The sequence below is a fragment of the Micromonospora sp. NPDC005298 genome, assembly GCF_040607375.1.
In the GTDB taxonomy this organism is placed as follows: domain Bacteria; phylum Actinomycetota; class Actinomycetes; order Mycobacteriales; family Micromonosporaceae; genus Micromonospora.
The window spans coordinates 177,569-191,205 of record NZ_JBEXGP010000003.1 but is presented as its reverse complement, the minus strand read 5'-3'; the positions used below and the strand labels follow the sequence as shown (position 1 = coordinate 191,205).

At 72.6% G+C, this 13,637-nt stretch carries 17 protein-coding genes; 12 read left to right on the top strand and 5 right to left on the bottom strand.

Translation table 11 applies throughout. From position 1 onward, the window contains the following. Nucleotide 1: 1 nt before the first annotated feature. From ABZS77_RS09885 to ABZS77_RS09875, 3 genes are all read right to left on the bottom strand, one after another. Entirely contained in the window at nucleotides 2–2,053 is a 2,052-nt protein-coding gene (locus ABZS77_RS09885; protein WP_354820050.1) for a glycogen debranching N-terminal domain-containing protein, read from the bottom strand. Further along, nucleotides 2,050–2,430 (bottom strand): SCP2 sterol-binding domain-containing protein, encoded by a 381-nt coding sequence (locus ABZS77_RS09880; protein ID WP_354820047.1) that lies wholly within the window; start codon nucleotides 2,428–2,430, stop codon nucleotides 2,050–2,052. The genes ABZS77_RS09885 and ABZS77_RS09880 overlap by 4 nt, the downstream gene beginning before the upstream one ends. Before the next feature lie 81 nt (nucleotides 2,431–2,511). Beyond that, on the bottom strand, nucleotides 2,512–2,886 hold the full coding sequence (locus tag ABZS77_RS09875) for a DsrE family protein (protein WP_354820044.1): 375 nt from the start codon (nucleotides 2,884–2,886) through the stop codon (nucleotides 2,512–2,514). 12 nt (nucleotides 2,887–2,898) lie between these two features. On the opposite strand from ABZS77_RS09875, the gene mtfM reads away from it, so the two are divergent. Both mtfM and ABZS77_RS09865 read left to right on the top strand, forming a co-directional pair. After that, nucleotides 2,899–3,003, top strand: a complete 105-nt coding sequence (gene mtfM, locus ABZS77_RS09870; protein ID WP_030327764.1) for a small membrane protein MtfM — start codon at nucleotides 2,899–2,901, stop codon at nucleotides 3,001–3,003. Continuing rightward, a complete protein-coding gene (locus ABZS77_RS09865; RefSeq protein ID WP_354820041.1) occupies nucleotides 3,000–3,590 on the top strand; it encodes an FABP family protein in 591 nt (196 codons plus the stop codon). The genes mtfM and ABZS77_RS09865 overlap by 4 nt, the downstream gene beginning before the upstream one ends. A 3-nt stretch (nucleotides 3,591–3,593) precedes the next feature. On the opposite strand, the gene ABZS77_RS09860 is transcribed toward ABZS77_RS09865, so the two are convergent. Next, nucleotides 3,594–4,475, bottom strand: a complete 882-nt coding sequence (locus ABZS77_RS09860) for an aminotransferase class IV (protein ID WP_354820038.1) — start codon at nucleotides 4,473–4,475, stop codon at nucleotides 3,594–3,596. Between the two features lie 92 nt (nucleotides 4,476–4,567). Between ABZS77_RS09860 and ABZS77_RS09855 the strand changes: the two genes are divergently transcribed. From ABZS77_RS09855 to ABZS77_RS09840, 4 genes are all read left to right on the top strand, one after another. Next, nucleotides 4,568–4,972 carry a Fur family transcriptional regulator gene (locus ABZS77_RS09855; protein ID WP_354820482.1) on the top strand — a complete coding sequence of 135 codons (405 nt, stop codon included), beginning with the start codon at nucleotides 4,568–4,570 and terminating at the stop codon, nucleotides 4,970–4,972. Next, a complete protein-coding gene (locus ABZS77_RS09850) occupies nucleotides 4,969–6,081 on the top strand; it encodes a folate-binding protein (protein WP_354820035.1) in 1,113 nt (370 codons plus the stop codon). Before ABZS77_RS09855 ends, ABZS77_RS09850 begins: the two co-directional genes overlap by 4 nt. A 23-nt stretch (nucleotides 6,082–6,104) precedes the next feature. Then, nucleotides 6,105–6,932 (top strand): 3-keto-5-aminohexanoate cleavage protein, encoded by an 828-nt coding sequence (locus tag ABZS77_RS09845; RefSeq protein ID WP_354820032.1) that lies wholly within the window; start codon nucleotides 6,105–6,107, stop codon nucleotides 6,930–6,932. Nucleotides 6,933–7,026: 94 nt separating this feature from the next. Beyond that, nucleotides 7,027–7,986, top strand: a complete 960-nt coding sequence (locus tag ABZS77_RS09840; protein ID WP_354820029.1) for an asparaginase — start codon at nucleotides 7,027–7,029, stop codon at nucleotides 7,984–7,986. Nucleotides 7,987–8,169: 183 nt separating this feature from the next. On the opposite strand, the gene ABZS77_RS09835 is transcribed toward ABZS77_RS09840, so the two are convergent. Next, nucleotides 8,170–8,967 (bottom strand): alpha/beta hydrolase, encoded by a 798-nt coding sequence (locus ABZS77_RS09835; RefSeq protein ID WP_354820026.1) that lies wholly within the window; start codon nucleotides 8,965–8,967, stop codon nucleotides 8,170–8,172. A gap of 113 nt (nucleotides 8,968–9,080) precedes the next feature. On the opposite strand from ABZS77_RS09835, the gene ABZS77_RS09830 reads away from it, so the two are divergent. The 6 genes from ABZS77_RS09830 to ABZS77_RS09805 all read left to right on the top strand — a co-directional run bounded on the left by ABZS77_RS09830 (nucleotide 9,081) and on the right by ABZS77_RS09805 (nucleotide 13,625). Then, nucleotides 9,081–9,713 carry a helix-turn-helix transcriptional regulator gene (locus ABZS77_RS09830; protein WP_354820023.1) on the top strand — a complete coding sequence of 211 codons (633 nt, stop codon included), beginning with the start codon at nucleotides 9,081–9,083 and terminating at the stop codon, nucleotides 9,711–9,713. Then, on the top strand, nucleotides 9,710–10,423 hold the full coding sequence (locus ABZS77_RS09825) for a hypothetical protein (protein WP_354820020.1): 714 nt from the start codon (nucleotides 9,710–9,712) through the stop codon (nucleotides 10,421–10,423). Before ABZS77_RS09830 ends, ABZS77_RS09825 begins: the two co-directional genes overlap by 4 nt. 71 nt (nucleotides 10,424–10,494) lie before the next feature. Continuing rightward, complete coding sequence (locus ABZS77_RS09820; protein ID WP_030327754.1) at nucleotides 10,495–10,809, top strand: DUF2516 family protein; 315 nt, start codon at nucleotides 10,495–10,497, stop codon at nucleotides 10,807–10,809. Beyond that, nucleotides 10,806–11,693 (top strand): alpha/beta hydrolase, encoded by an 888-nt coding sequence (locus ABZS77_RS09815; RefSeq protein ID WP_354820017.1) that lies wholly within the window; start codon nucleotides 10,806–10,808, stop codon nucleotides 11,691–11,693. The genes ABZS77_RS09820 and ABZS77_RS09815 overlap by 4 nt, the downstream gene beginning before the upstream one ends. A gap of 11 nt (nucleotides 11,694–11,704) precedes the next feature. Continuing rightward, on the top strand, nucleotides 11,705–12,442 hold the full coding sequence (locus tag ABZS77_RS09810; RefSeq protein WP_238660113.1) for an alanyl-tRNA editing protein: 738 nt from the start codon (nucleotides 11,705–11,707) through the stop codon (nucleotides 12,440–12,442). A 268-nt stretch (nucleotides 12,443–12,710) separates the two neighbouring features. Continuing rightward, nucleotides 12,711–13,625 carry an SDR family oxidoreductase gene (locus ABZS77_RS09805; RefSeq protein ID WP_354820014.1) on the top strand — a complete coding sequence of 305 codons (915 nt, stop codon included), beginning with the start codon at nucleotides 12,711–12,713 and terminating at the stop codon, nucleotides 13,623–13,625. Nucleotides 13,626–13,637: the final 12 nt, after the last annotated feature.

Here is a 13,637-nt window from a genome sequence, read left to right as displayed (position 1 = left end):
GTCAGCCGCCCTGCTCGTCCTGCGGCTCACGGCTGCGTCCCAGCGCGTCGACCCGCCCCCAGCGGCCGGGGATGTCCAGCAGCTCCACCCGGCCCATGCCCGGCGGTACCGCCGGATCGATGATCAGGTGCTCGCCCTGCGGCTCCAACCCGAGCATCACCCGCAGCAGCAGCAGCGGAGTGCCGGTCGACCAGGCCTGCGGGCTGCACGCCGTCGGATACTCCACCGGGTATTCGGTGAGGTCGCGCGGGTACCCGGCGAACGCCTCCGGCAGCCGCCCGTCGAAGTAGCGGGACGCATCGAGCATCGTCTCGCAGATCAGTCCCGCCTCGTTCCGGAAGCCGTACCGCCACAACCCCCACGCGATGATCGAGTTGTCGAACGGCCACACGGTGCCCACGTGGTAGCCGATCGGGTTGTACCGTCCCGCGTCCTCGGCGAGGGTCCGCACCCCCCACCCGGAGAACAACCGCGGCCCGAGCAGGTGCTCGACCACCTTCCCGGCCCGCGACTCGTCGACGATGCCGCTCCACAGCAGGTGCCCGATGTTCGACGTCAGGGCGTCGACCTGCCGGCCGTCGGCGTCAAGGGCGAGCGCGTAGTACTCCCGGTCGGCGATCCAGAAGTCGTGGTTGAACCGCCGCTTCAGCTCGGCGGCCTCCCGTTCCAGCCGGGCGGCGAACTCCGGGTCGTTCCAGAAGGTGCGGGCCAGCCGGGCAGCGCGGACCTTCGCGTCGTACGCGTAGCCCTGTAGCTCGCAGGTGGCCCGGGGGAAGCCGGGCATCCGGCCGTCGGCGTACGAGATGCCGTCCCAGGAATCCTTCCAGCACTGGTTCTGCAGGCCGGACTCCGGGTTTCGGGTCTGGTACCAGAGGTAGCCGGTGCCGAGCAGGTCCCCGTACGTGTCGATCCACTCCAGCGCCGACCGCACCTGCGGCTCCAGCCTCTTGACCAGCGTGGCGTCGCCGGTCCACCGCTCGTACTCGTCGATCAGGATGATGAACAGCGGGGTCGAGTCGGCCGAACCGTAGTACGGCGAGTGGGGTTGCTCCTCGAAACCGGCGGTCTCCCCGTACCGCAGCTCGTGCAGGATCTTGCCGGGCTCCTCGTCCCGGAAGTCGTCCACCCGGTGCCCCTGGAGGCCGGCGAGCATCAGGATGGTCGGCGGGATCAGTTCCGGCAGGAACGGCACCACCTGCAACGAGGTGATGATGCTGTCCCGGCCGAACAGGGTCATGAACCAGGGCAGCCCGGCGGCGATCAGTCGTACGCCCAGGGCGATCGACTCGTAGCGCAGCGCTGCCAGGTCGTTGAGGCTGCGCCGGTACGCCCCGGCCAGCGGCTGGCAGTCGCACCCGAGCTTGGGCGCCCGGTCGATCAGCTCCTGCTGTTCGGCGCGGATGGCGTCGGCGCTGCGGCTGCCGGCGTACGGCAGGGTGGCGCGGATGTCCTCACCGCGCGCCCCGTAGACGATGGTGGACGCGTGCAGCCTGGTGGTCCACTCGCTGTTGCGGCCGATCCGGATCCGGAAGGTCATCCCGGCGGCGTCGACCTGCGCCGGCGCCGTGGACCGGATCACCGTCTCCCGGTGGAACGCCTCCCGCCGGTAGACCAGCCGCAGCTCGTTGTCGCTGACCGTGACCGTCGTGCGGCCCCGCTTCTGTCGCGCGTGCTTGATCTCGAACAGGTCGGCGAAGTCGGCGGCCATCTCGATCCGGACGGTGTACTCCACCTCCTCGCCGGAGTGGTTGAGGACGGTCAGCTCCTCCTCGAAGCTGCCCACGATCGCCCGGTTGCGGATCACCGACGCCTTGGCGTCCAGGTAGTGGGTGGGCTCGCCGGGCGCCAGGAAGAACCTGGTCCGGTACGACTCGCCGGCGTCGATGGAGAGCGAGTGCAGCCGTTCGCCGTCGAGGGTGAGCACCCATCTGGACAGGAAGCGGGTGTCGAAGGAGAACAACCCGGTGGGCAGGTCGTAGGACGGCTCGATGTCCCCCCGCCGGTCGCTCACCATGAAGGTGTTGCCGTCCAGGATGCTGACGAGTTCCTTCACCCCAGCCGCCCGGCTGTCCTACGGGCCACCTCGCGGGGGTCGCGGGTGCCCGGCGGGTCCGGGAAGAACCGCCGGAAGGCCAGGAAGAGCACCACGTTTCCGCTGAACGTGCTCTCGTTGCGCAGCACCGCAGCGATCCCCTGGGCCTTGCCGGCGATCAGTCGGTCGAACAACTCGGCGCTGCTGTACCAGATGGCGTCGGCCGGTCCCCGGTTCCGGCTGACGTCCACCGCGCCCGGTCGCATCCGGACCAGCCAGTGCTCGGTCTGGTTGCCGGTGCCGAGGTCGATCTGGAGGGTTCCGTCGGCCAGTCCGCGCAGAACGGCGGGGGCGCGGGCCGGCAGTGATTCGAAGAATCTCTCCGTCGCCTCGGTCACATCCGAATCGTAGGCAGCTGTCGGAGTTGTCGGGTCGGTATCCGCACTCCGCCCGTCCGTTGGGCCGGGCGGCCCCGGAGGTCAGTAGACGAGGGCCTGCGCACCCTCGGCCAGCGCCTCCTCGACGAAGGCCGCGGCGCCCGCGATCCGTACGCCCGGCAGGACGTCGTCCGGGCCGATCTCCCGTCGGGCCGCGCACTGGGTGCAGGCGGTCACCCGACCACTGGTCAGGACGACGTGCAGCAGCTCGGCCAGCGGCGCGGAGTGCGGCAACTCGAACTCCTGCGCGCGACCGGGCAGCGCGAACCAGGTCGACTCCCCGGTCAACCAGAGCGACACGTCGGCACCGGCCGCGACCGCCGTCGCGGCGACCGTGAACGCCTGCGCGCACCGCTCCGGGGCGTCCGCCCCCGCAGTGGCCTTGACGACGAGAGTGCGGGCCATGGGAGCCAGCATAAGATGGCCGGGATGGTTACCGAGATCGGGTTCGTCAGCCTGCTGGTCGCCGGCCTGGGCGGGCTCGCCGGTGGCCTGGTCTACCTGGCCGTACGCATATCGAGAGGACGCTGGTGAGCGACGAGAACCCGTTGCAGCCGCCGTGGTTGAACGCGCCGCCGGTCGAGGAGTACCCGTACGAGGAGAGCCACGACCTGCGGGTCGGGCCGAAGCTGCACCCGGCGCTTGACGGTCTGCTGCCGTACATCGGTCTCTGGCGGGGCCGGGGCAAGGGCGGTTTCCCCACCATCGAGGATTTCGACTACGCGCAGGAGATCCGGATCAGCCACGACGGCCGGCCGTTCCTGCACTACGAGTCCCGTGCCTGGCTCCTCGACGAGCAGAGCCGGCCGGTTCGTCCCGCCGGGCGTGAGGTCGGCTGGTGGCGGCCGGTCATGGTGGACGGCCGGGCCACCGACGAGCTGGAGGCCCTGATCACGACCCCCACCGGTGTGATGGAGCTGCACCTGGGCAAGCGCACCGGCACCCAGGTCGAGTTCGCCACCGACGCGGTGGTGCGGTCGCCGACCGCCAAGGAGGTCACCGGGGGGCACCGGCTCTTCGGCATCGTCGAGGGTGCGTTGCTGTACGCGCAGGAGATGGCGGCGATGGGTCACCCGCTCAGCCCGCACCTGTCCGCCCGGCTCGTCCGGGTCGGTGGCTGAGGCTCAGTCGACGGGAAAGCCCAGTAGGGCGTGCAGGGCGGGGGTGCGCGGGCAGGGGTCCCGACGCACCCCGTCCAGCATCCGGACCTCGCTGAGCCCGCGGACCGACGAGCTGAACCAGACCCCGTCGGCGGCGTGCAGCTCCGCGGGCGTGACCATCCGTTCGGCTGCGTCCAAACCCAGTTCGCCGGCGTGGGCGAGCAGCCAGGCGACGGTCGTGCCGGGCAGGATGCCGGTGGTGGTGGCCGGCACCGTGCAGAGCGTGTCCCCGGTGAGCCACACCACGTTGGCGATGGGTCCCTCCAGGGCGTACCCGTCGGAGGAGACCCAGAGCACGTCGTCGACACCGGCCCGGCGCGCCCAGCGGCGGGCGGCGCTGTTGACGGCGTACGAGGTGGACTTGATGCCCGCCGGCAGCCAGTCCAGGCCGGTACGCGCGTCGGCGGGCACCCCCAGCGGAAGGACGGCCACGGTGATCCCGGTCCGCCGGGCCGCCCGGGACGACGCCGGCACCTCGGTCAGCGTGGCGTAGACGGTCGGTGGGCCGCCGGCCTCCGCACCCCGCGTGCAGACCAGCCGCAGCGCGCCCTCCACGTGTGCCGGCCAGCCCTCACGCACCGTGTCGAGCAGGTCGATGAGCACGTCGGTGGGGGGTAGGTCCAGGTCGACGGCGGCGGCGGCCATGGTCAGCCGGGCCAGGTGCTCGTCGCGTAGCCACGGCCGGCCCTGGCGCAGGTGCATCGACTCGAAGAGCCCGTCGCCGCGCAGGACGCCCAGGTCGTCGCCGCGCAGGACTGGTGTGTCGGCCGGGATGAGACCCCGCCCGAGGACGGCGATCCGGGCGCTCGCGGTGGTCGGGTCGGCCCCGACGGGTGGCGTCACCATGACGGTCGAGCGTACTGGCGGTCGGTCGCGCGCAGGAGGGGACGCGATCGTCGAACTATGATCGGACGGTGTCCGAATCCTCCCTCGCGGAAATGCTCCGAGCTCGTGGGCTGCGGCTGACAGCGCAGCGGCAGCTCGTCCTCCAGGCGGTGCTCGATCTGGGGCACGCCACACCGGAGCAGGTGCACACCGCGGTCCGGGAGGTCGCCGCCGGCGTCAACATCACCACCATCTACCGCACGCTGGAGCTGCTGGAACGGCTCGGCCTGGTGACCCACACACACCTCTCGCACGGCTCGCCGACGTACCACGCGGCCGGTGAACACCAGCACGTCCACCTGGTCTGCCGGGAGTGCGGCGCGATCGACGAGGTCGATCCGGAGCTGTTCCGTCCGCTCAGCGACGAGCTGGCCGCGCAGCGGGGTTTCCAGGTGGACATCGGGCACGTGTCACTCTTCGGCGTCTGCGCACGCTGCGAGAACGGGGATCGGAAATGATCGACATCGCGGGCGCGGTGGCCGTCGAGAGCATCGACGAGGCCAGCCGTGACCAGCCGGACCCGGCGCACGTCGCGGCCGGGGTGCGGGGGGTCGCCGCGCACTACGGCGACCCGCTGCGCGAGCAGCGCGTCCTGGACACCGAGGTCGGCCTCGTCGACCGTTCGCACCGGGGCGTCATCGCGGTGCCGGGGGAGGAACGCGCCGGCTGGCTGCACACGATCACCTCGCAGCACCTGACGGCGCTCGCCGCCGGTGACGGCACCGAGTTGCTGGTGCTCTCCCCGCACGGGCACGTCGAGCAGCACGCGCTGGTGGCCGAGGACGGGGAGACCACCTGGCTGGACACCGAGCCCGGCGCGACCGAGGGTCTGCTGGCCTACCTGGAGAAGATGCGGTTCTTCAGCAGGGTCGAACCGCGCGACGCCACCGCCGAGCGGGCGTTGCTGTCGCTGGTCGGGCCGGCCGCGCCGGAGGCGCTCGGCACGCTCGGCGTGACCGGGCTGGCCGAACCGGACCTGGTCGCGGTGCCCGGTCCGAAGTTCGCCGCCGGCGCCGTGCCGCCACGGGCGAGTGTTCGGTACGACGTACGGCCGCTGCCGATCGGTGGATGGGCTCGACGCGGCCCGCTCGGCGTGGACCTGCTGGTGCCCCGCTCGGCGATGGACCAGGTGGTGGCGGAGTTGCGCGGCGCGGGCGTGCCGGTGGCGGGCCTGTGGGCGTACGAGGCGATCCGCGTCGCCGCCCGCCGGCCCCGGCTCGGGGTGGACACCGACCACCGGACCATCCCGGCCGAGGTGGACCTGATCGGCCCCGCGGTGCACCTGGACAAGGGCTGCTACCGGGGGCAGGAGACGGTGGCCCGGGTGCACAACATGGGCCGCCCGCCTCGGCGCCTGGTGCTGCTGCACCTGGACGGCGTGACCACCGACCAGCCGCCGACGGCCGGTACGCCGGTGACCCTGGACGGCCGGACGGTGGGCTTCGTCGGCACGGCCGTGCTGCACCACGAGCTGGGTCAGATCGCCCTCGCCGTGCTGAAGCGGAACGTTCCGGACGACGCCACCCTGCTGATCGGCGCGACGGCGGCGGCCATCGACCCGTCCTGAGCGGGCCGTCTAGGATCGCCGGCATGACGACAGGGACGTTGATCACGGTAGCCCCGACCGGCGCGGAGTCGGCCAAGGCGGAGGTGCCGGCGCTGCCGGTGACCCTCGACGAGCTGCTGCTCACCGCCAAGGAGTGCGAGGCGCTCGGCGCCGCCGTGATCCACGTCCACATCCGCGACGAGGCGGCACGGCCCACCCTCGACCCGGCCCGGCTGGCCGAGACGGTCGCGGCGCTGCGGGACGGCACCGACCTGATCGTGCAGCTCTCCTCGGGCGGGGCGGTGACCGACCCGGAGGCGTCCCGACTGGCGGTGCTCGACGCCCGCCCCGACATGGCTTCCTGCACGATGGGCACCGTCAACTTCGGCGACGACGTCTTCCTCAACCGCTGGGAGTTCATCGTCGACCTGCACACCCGAATGCAGGAGCGCGGGATCGTGCCGGAGTACGAGATCTTCGACCTCGGCCACCTGTCCGCGTTGCAGCGGTTGCTCGGCAAGTACGGCCTGCCGGCCGGCGGGCACGTGCACGTCGACTTCGTGATGGGTGTGCCGGGTGGCATGCCGGGCACCACCGAGACGCTGGTGGCGGCCCACCGGATGCTGCGGGACCTGCCCGAGGGCACCACCTTCGCGGCAACCGGCATCGGCCGCAGCACGATCCCGGTCATGTTGGCCGCACTGTCCACCGGTGGGCACCTGCGCGTCGGCATGGAGGACACGGTGACGTACGCCAAGGGCCGCCCGGTGGAGTCCAACATGCAGCTGGTCGCCCGCGCGGTCGGTTTCGCCCAGCTCGCCCAACGCCCACCGCTGACCACCACCGAGGCCCGCGAGCTGCTCGGGCTGTAAGGCCGCAGCCGTCCGGCGCCCCTGTCACCCGGGCGGTGGACGACCTGGTCACCCCGCCGCCGGTGCCCCCGGGCGCGTCGGTACCGTCCAGCACGTGGGAAAGACGTACGAGGGCGGCGCGCCGCTCGCCGAGGTGGTCCGGTCCGGGTTCGTCGAGGGTGTGCACCGCGGCTCGGTGGTGGTGCTGGACGCCGCCGGTGCGCCGGTGGCCTCCGCCGGGGACGTGACCTCGCCGGTCTTTCCCCGTTCGGCGAGCAAGCCGATGCAGACGATCGGGATGCTCCGCGCGGGCCTGCCGGTGACCGACCCGGCCGATGTGGCGCTGGTGTCGGCCAGCCACGCGGGCGAGGACTTCCACCTGGCCGGGGTCGACGCGCTGCTGGCCCGGGCCGGGCTCGACGCCTCGGCCCTGCACTGCCCGCCCGACCTGCCGGCGGGTGCGGCGGCCCGGGAGGCGGTACTGCGCGCCGGGGGCGGCCCGACGCGGGTGCAGATGAACTGCTCCGGCAAGCACAGCGGCATGTTGCTGACCTGCGAGGCGGCCGGGTGGCCGCTGGACGGCTACTGGCGGCCGGAGCACCCGTTGCAGCAGGGGCTGCGGGCCACCGTGGAGGAGTTCACCGGCGAGCCGGCGGCGGCGGTGGGTGTGGACGGCTGCGGCGCCCCGGTGCTCGCGGTGTCGCTGACCGGCCTGGCCGGGGCGTACCTCCGGCTTGTCGACGCCGAGCCCGGCTCGGCGCCGCGCGTGGTCGCCGACGCGATGCGCACCCACCCGGAGATCGTCGGTGGCACCCGGGCCGACGACACCCGGCTCATGCGCGGCGTTCCGGGGCTGCTGGCGAAGGTCGGTGCCGAGGGCGTGTTCGCGGTGGGGCTGCCGGGCGTCGGCGCCGTCGCGCTCAAGATCGATGATGGCGCCGACCGGGCCCGGATGCCGGTGCTGGTGTCCGCGCTGCGCCGGCTCGGAGTGGACGCCCCGGTGCTGACCGAGTACGCCGAGGTGCCGCTCTTCGGTGGCGGCGTTCCGGTCGGGGCGGTCCGCCCGATCTGGTGACACCTGCCGGTCGGTGGTGCGCGGGCCGGTCATCCGACCCGGAGGGTATATCGCTCGTTTGGGGCATGGCCCCCGCCGCGGCGCGGCGCGTTCGTGGTGCTGGCTGTGCGCATTCGGGCAGGCCGGGGCGCGGGTCCCGCCGCCTCGCGCGGGTCGCGTCTCGGGGCGGCGCCGGCGCGGCGGTCAGCTCAGGAAGTCGAGCAGGGCCGCGTTGACCGGCTCCGGGCGTTCCAGCGGCAGCAGGTGCGCCGCGTCCGGCACGTCGGGCAGTCGTACCGCGCCGGGGACCTCGGCGGCGATCCGGTCGGCGAGCCGGCTGATGTCCGGTACGTCCGCGGCGCCGGCGGTGACCAGGACGGGCATCCGCAGCTCGCCGAGGCGGCCGATCGCGGGCGGGGACAGTTCGCCGACCTCGACCGCGCCGAGGGCCAGCTCGGCGGCGAGCGCGCGCTGGTCCATCTCCTGCGCGAACGCGACCAGCCCGGGGTCGACCTCGGCCGGCTGGCGGCTCGGACCGATCACCCAGAAGCGCACCTCGCCGGCCGCCCCCGCGGCGAAGTCGTCCGGGTCGACCTCGCCGACCAGGGTGTCCCAGAGGTCGTTCGCCTCTTCGGACCACTCGTTGCCGGAGACGGCCGTGTCGAACAGCGCGAGCGCGCTCACCCGGTCGGGGTGGGCCAGGGCGGTGTCGATGGCCACCGACCCGCCGAAGGAGCAGCCGACCAGGGCCGCCCGGGGCAGGTCGAGCGCGTCCAGCAGGCCGGCCACGTCGTCGTGGTGCGCGAAGGGGGTCGGGGGGAGTTCGGAGTCGCCGTACCCGCGCAGGTCCGGAACGATCACGCGGTGCCGGGCGGCGAGGGCCGGGACCTGTCCGCGCCACATCCGCCGGTCGGCGATGCCGGCGTGCAGCAGCACGACGGGTGAGCCGGTGCCGGCCTCGTCGTACGCGAGAACCGCTCCGTTGACTGTGATCTTGTGCACGGGGCGACGGTACGGACCGGACGAGCCGGGGCGCAAACGAGATGCTGAGACCTTGCTAACTCGGGCTAGCGTTTTGCTTGCAGGAGCTAGCGCGCCCGGTTAGCGTCGGTGCCATGGCCACACCGAAGGACCTTCCCGACGTCGGCGGGTTCATCCGCGATCTGCGGCGCAACGCCAAGATCTCGCTGCGGCAGCTCGCCGAGCAGGCGGGGGTCAGCAACCCGTACCTCAGCCAGATCGAACGTGGTCTGCGCAAGCCCAGCGCCGAGGTCCTCCAACAACTTGCCAGTGCGCTGCGGGTCTCCACCCCGGCGATGTACCTGCGGGCCGGGCTGCTCGACGACAAGGAAGGTCACGGTGTGCTCGCCGCCATCGCGGTGGACACCGACCTGACGATGGCCCAGAAGCAGTCCCTCACCCAGATCTACGAGACGTTCCGCCGGGAGAACGCGCGGCTGGCCGAGGCGCAGGCCGCCGCCGACACTGCCGGCGCGAGCGCCACCGGCGACCCGGCCGGGACGACCACCCCGACCGATGTCACCGACCAGCCGGCCGACATGGCCAACCTCGCGGCCACCGGCCCCACCACCGCGGGCGGCACTCCGACCGAGGCCGTCCTCGAGTCGGTCGCCGTCACCGAGGCGGGCACCGCTCCCGCCCCGAGCAGCACCAACACCCCCGAGAAGAAGGCCGCCGGTCCGGCGGTCCGGAAGGCCGCCGAGGCGGCCGAGGAGGAGACGTCATGACCGAGCCCAAGACCAACCGCATCCCCGCCCCGATCTACGCCGCCGCCGGCGCCGGGGAGTTGGCCCTGGAGCAGCTGCGCAAGCTGCCGAGCGTGGTCGGCGTCCTCGGCACCCGGGTCGTCGCCGACCTGGGTGGCCGGGCGGTGCTGACCGGCTTCGAGCTGCGCCAGAAGGCCACCGAGACGCTGCGTACCGCCAACGAGACCGCCGAGACCCTGCGCGGCCGGGCGCAGGCCGAGCTGGACCTGGCCAAGCTCCGTGAGTCGGCCGACCTGGCCAAGCTGCGCGAGGTCACCGACCTGGACAAGCTGCGCGCCGCCGCGACCCGCAACGCCGCAGTGGTGGTCGCGAGCGCCCAGGCCGCACAGGAGCGGGCGTTCGCCGCGTACGGCGCGCTTGTCGCCCGCGGTGAGCGGGTCGTCGGCGCCGGCGTGCTGGAGGCCGCCGAGACGGTGAACGCCGACATCGAGGCCACCCAGGCCGTGACGCCGGACACCACCCCGGCCGTCGCCAGCACCGCCACCACCCCGGACGCCCAGGCCGCCGCGCCGACCGAGGTGCCGACCCCGGCCGAGATCGCCGAGATCGCCGAGGCCAAGCCGGCCGCCGTCAAGAAGGCCGCCCGCGCGGCGAAGGCCGCCAAGCCCGCCGCGACCCCGTCGGCGAAGCTCCCCCGGGCCACCAAGCGGACCCGCCCGGCGGCCGAGTAGTTCGCCGCGTCGACGACCCCGGCGGCGTCCTTGTCGGACGAAGCCGGGGTCGTCGACATAAGCTTGCCGGCATGGCCAACGCCGCGCCGATCTTCGCCTTCGAAGTCCGCTACGTGATCGAGCTGATCCTGCTCGTCTTCGCGCTGATCATCCAGGGTGTCGCGCTGGTGCACGCCGTCACGCAGCGCTCCGACGCCTTCCCCGCCATCGGGACGCTGCCCAAGGGTGGCTGGATCGCCATCCTGGCGGTCTGCCTCGTGCTCACCCTGCTCGGCTTCGGTCCGATCAGTCTCTTCGGGCTGATCGGCATCGCCGCCGCGCTCATCTACCTGCTCGACGTCCGGGTCGGTCTGCGCGACCTGAGTGACGGCAAAGGGTTCTGGTGAGAGGTTTCCGCTGGCCACCCCCACCGGACAGCGGGCCCCGCAGTTGGGGTCCCGGCCCCGGTGGGCCACGCACCGGCCGGCCCGCGATACCCGAGCCGGAGACCGAGCTGGTCACCACCCCGCACGGCGTGCGCCTGGAGCGGCTGGTCACCGGCACCGGTGATCCGGTCACCGTGTTCGCACACGGGCTGGGCAACGGCATCGCCACCACCCGCCCGTTCGGCAGTGGCGTGACCGGTCGCAAGGTGTTCTTCCAGTTCCGCGGGCACGGCCGTTCCGACGCCCCGGACGGGCCGTGGACGTACCTGGACCTGGCGCGTGACCTGCGTGCGGTCGCGGATCTCGGCAGTGCGGACCGCGCGTTCGGGGCGAGTCTCGGCGCGGGCGCCCTGTGCCGGCTGCTGGCCGAGAGCCCGGAACGCTTCGAGAAGCTGGTCTTCTTCCTGCCCGCCGTCCTCGACGAGCCGCGCGGGCCGGCGGCCCGGGAACGCGTCACCGACCTGATCGAGGCGGTGGAGAGCGGGGACGCCTCGGCGGTGGCCGACGTCGTGTCGCTGGAGCTGCCGGCTGCGGTGCGCAACACCCCGGCCGGCTGGGCGTACCTGCGGCAGCGGCTCGACCAGCTGCTCCGCGACGGTCTCGCCGACGGCCTGGCCACCCTGCCGGATCAGGCGCCGCTGCGCGACGCCACCGCCCTGGCGGCGGTCACCGCACCGGCCCTGGTGATCGGGTGCGCGGGCGACGACCTGCACCCGGTCGAGGTCGCCGAACGGCTCGCCACCGTGCTTCCCCAGACAACCCTGCACGTGTACGACCGGCCGGGCGTGCTCTGGTCGGAACGCGCCGACCTGCGCGAGCGCATCTCCGGCTTCCTCAACGAGTAGCCTGCCCTGTCATGGGCGTCACACAGCATGGCCGGACGCACCGGCTGGACCTCGCCGACCCGACACTGCGCGAGTGGACCTGCACGGTCCTGCACGCCGACGCGGAACAGGGCATCGTGTTGGACCGCTCGGCGTTCTACCCGGGCGGCGGTGGCCAGCCGCCTGACCACGGCGTACTGCTGTGGCAGGGCGTGCAGACCCGGATCGTCGGCACCCGCAAGGGCGACGACCCGTACCTGATCCCCGCCGAGGGTGACCCGCTGCCGCCGGTCGGCACCGAGGTCGTCGGCGCGGTGGAGGACGAGCGCCGCACCCGGCTGATGCGTACGCACTCCGGCCTGCACGTGCTCTGCGGTGTCGTGTTCCGCGACTTCGGCGCTCTGGTGACCGGAAACTCGATGGAACCGGGCGAGGCTCGAATGGACTTCAACCTCCCCGAGGTCCCGCCCGACTTCAAGAGTCGGATCGAGGAGCTGGTCAACGCCGAGGTGGCTGCCGACCGCTCGGTCGCCACCCGGGTGCTGCCGCGCACCGAGGCGCTGGCACTGCCGGACATCATCCGCACCCAGTCCAACCTCATCCCGCCGGACGAGCAGGAGGTCCGGATCGTCGACATCGTCGGACTCGACGTGCAGGCCGACGGCGGCACCCACGTGGCGTCCACCGCGCAGATCGGCAAGGTGCAGGTCGTCAAGGTGGAGAGCAAGGGTCGGGCCAACCGACGGGTCCGCGTGCGCCTGGTGGACTGACGCGAGGCCTCCGCAGGCACGGGGGAGCTGGCCGACACCGAAATCGGTGCGGACCGGCATGCCCCGTCGACGGCGGAGGCCGCCGCGCGGCGGATACCTGTAGTGGTGCCTGTCGAGCTGCCTCGAATATGGGGCGCGGTGCGGGAAGGCGACTGCTGCCCCGTCTGTGGGGCAGCTCTACATGGAGCGCCGAGCCCTTCCGCGGTTCGCCAGAGCGGTCCGCGAATTCGGACGGCGGTTGTCAGGTATCGCTGACAGCCTCGCAGGTATGACACAACCGCTCGCAGGAAAGATCGCGCTCGTCGCCGGCGCCACCCGGGGTGCCGGTCGACAGATCGCGGTCCAGCTCGGCGCCGCCGGTGCCACCGTGTACGCCACCGGTCGCAGCAGCCGCGCCGGCCGCTCGGAGATGGACCGGCCGGAGACCATCGAGGAGACCGCCCAGCTGGTCACCGCGGCCGGTGGCACCGGCATCGCCGTCCAGGTCGACCACCTGGTGCCCGAGCAGGTCCGCGAGCTGGTCGCCCGGATCGACGCCGAGCAGGGCCGACTCGACGTGCTGGTCAACGACATCTGGGGCGGCGACCCGCTGGTCACCTGGAACAAGCCGGTCTGGGAGCAGCCGCTGGACGCGGGCTTCCGTACCCTGCGGCTGGCCGTCGACACGCACATCATCACCAGCCACTTCGCCCTGCCGCTGCTGATCCGCAGGCCCGGCGGGCTGGTCGTGGAGATGGGCGACGGCACCAAGGCGTACAACGACGCCAACTACCGGCTGTCGGTCTTCTACGACCTGGCCAAGGTCTCGGTCAACCGGCTCGCGTTCACCCAGGCCCACGAGCTGAAGCCGCACGGCTGCACGGCCGTGGCGCTCACCCCCGGCTGGATCCGCTCGGAGGCGATGCTGGAGCACTTCGGCGTGACCGAGGAGAACTGGCGCGACGGCGCCGCCACCGACCCGAACTTCCTCATCTCGGAGACGCCCGCCTTCGTGGGCCGCGCGGTGGCCGCGCTCGCCGCCGACGAGGAGAAGGCCCGCTGGAACGGCCAGTCCGTCGACGCGGGCACGCTGTCCAAGGTGTACGGGTTCACCGACGTGGACGGCAGCCAGCCGGAGGGTTTCCGGTACATCGTCGAGGTGGTCGACGCGGGCAGGCCGGCGGACGTCACCGGCTACCGCTGACCCTGCGCAGGC

What these genes read in the sequence shown, in the direction of transcription:
- ABZS77_RS09875 (WP_354820044.1), bottom strand. Translation starts at nt 2,886, where the DNA reads ATGCTGGCTCCCATGGCCCGCACTCTCGTCGTCAAGGCCACTGCGGGG.
- mtfM (WP_030327764.1), top strand. Translation starts at nt 2,899, where the DNA reads ATGGTTACCGAGATCGGGTTCGTCAGCCTGCTGGTCGCCGGCCTGGGC.
- ABZS77_RS09860 (WP_354820038.1), bottom strand. Translation starts at nt 4,475, where the DNA reads ATGGTGACGCCACCCGTCGGGGCCGACCCGACCACCGCGAGCGCCCGG.
- ABZS77_RS09855 (WP_354820482.1), top strand. Translation starts at nt 4,568, where the DNA reads ATGCTCCGAGCTCGTGGGCTGCGGCTGACAGCGCAGCGGCAGCTCGTC.
- ABZS77_RS09850 (WP_354820035.1), top strand. Translation starts at nt 4,969, where the DNA reads ATGATCGACATCGCGGGCGCGGTGGCCGTCGAGAGCATCGACGAGGCC.
- ABZS77_RS09845 (WP_354820032.1), top strand. Translation starts at nt 6,105, where the DNA reads ATGACGACAGGGACGTTGATCACGGTAGCCCCGACCGGCGCGGAGTCG.
- ABZS77_RS09830 (WP_354820023.1), top strand. Translation starts at nt 9,081, where the DNA reads ATGGCCACACCGAAGGACCTTCCCGACGTCGGCGGGTTCATCCGCGAT.
- ABZS77_RS09825 (WP_354820020.1), top strand. Translation starts at nt 9,710, where the DNA reads ATGACCGAGCCCAAGACCAACCGCATCCCCGCCCCGATCTACGCCGCC.
- ABZS77_RS09820 (WP_030327754.1), top strand. Translation starts at nt 10,495, where the DNA reads ATGGCCAACGCCGCGCCGATCTTCGCCTTCGAAGTCCGCTACGTGATC.
- ABZS77_RS09810 (WP_238660113.1), top strand. Translation starts at nt 11,705, where the DNA reads ATGGGCGTCACACAGCATGGCCGGACGCACCGGCTGGACCTCGCCGAC.
- ABZS77_RS09805 (WP_354820014.1), top strand. Translation starts at nt 12,711, where the DNA reads ATGACACAACCGCTCGCAGGAAAGATCGCGCTCGTCGCCGGCGCCACC.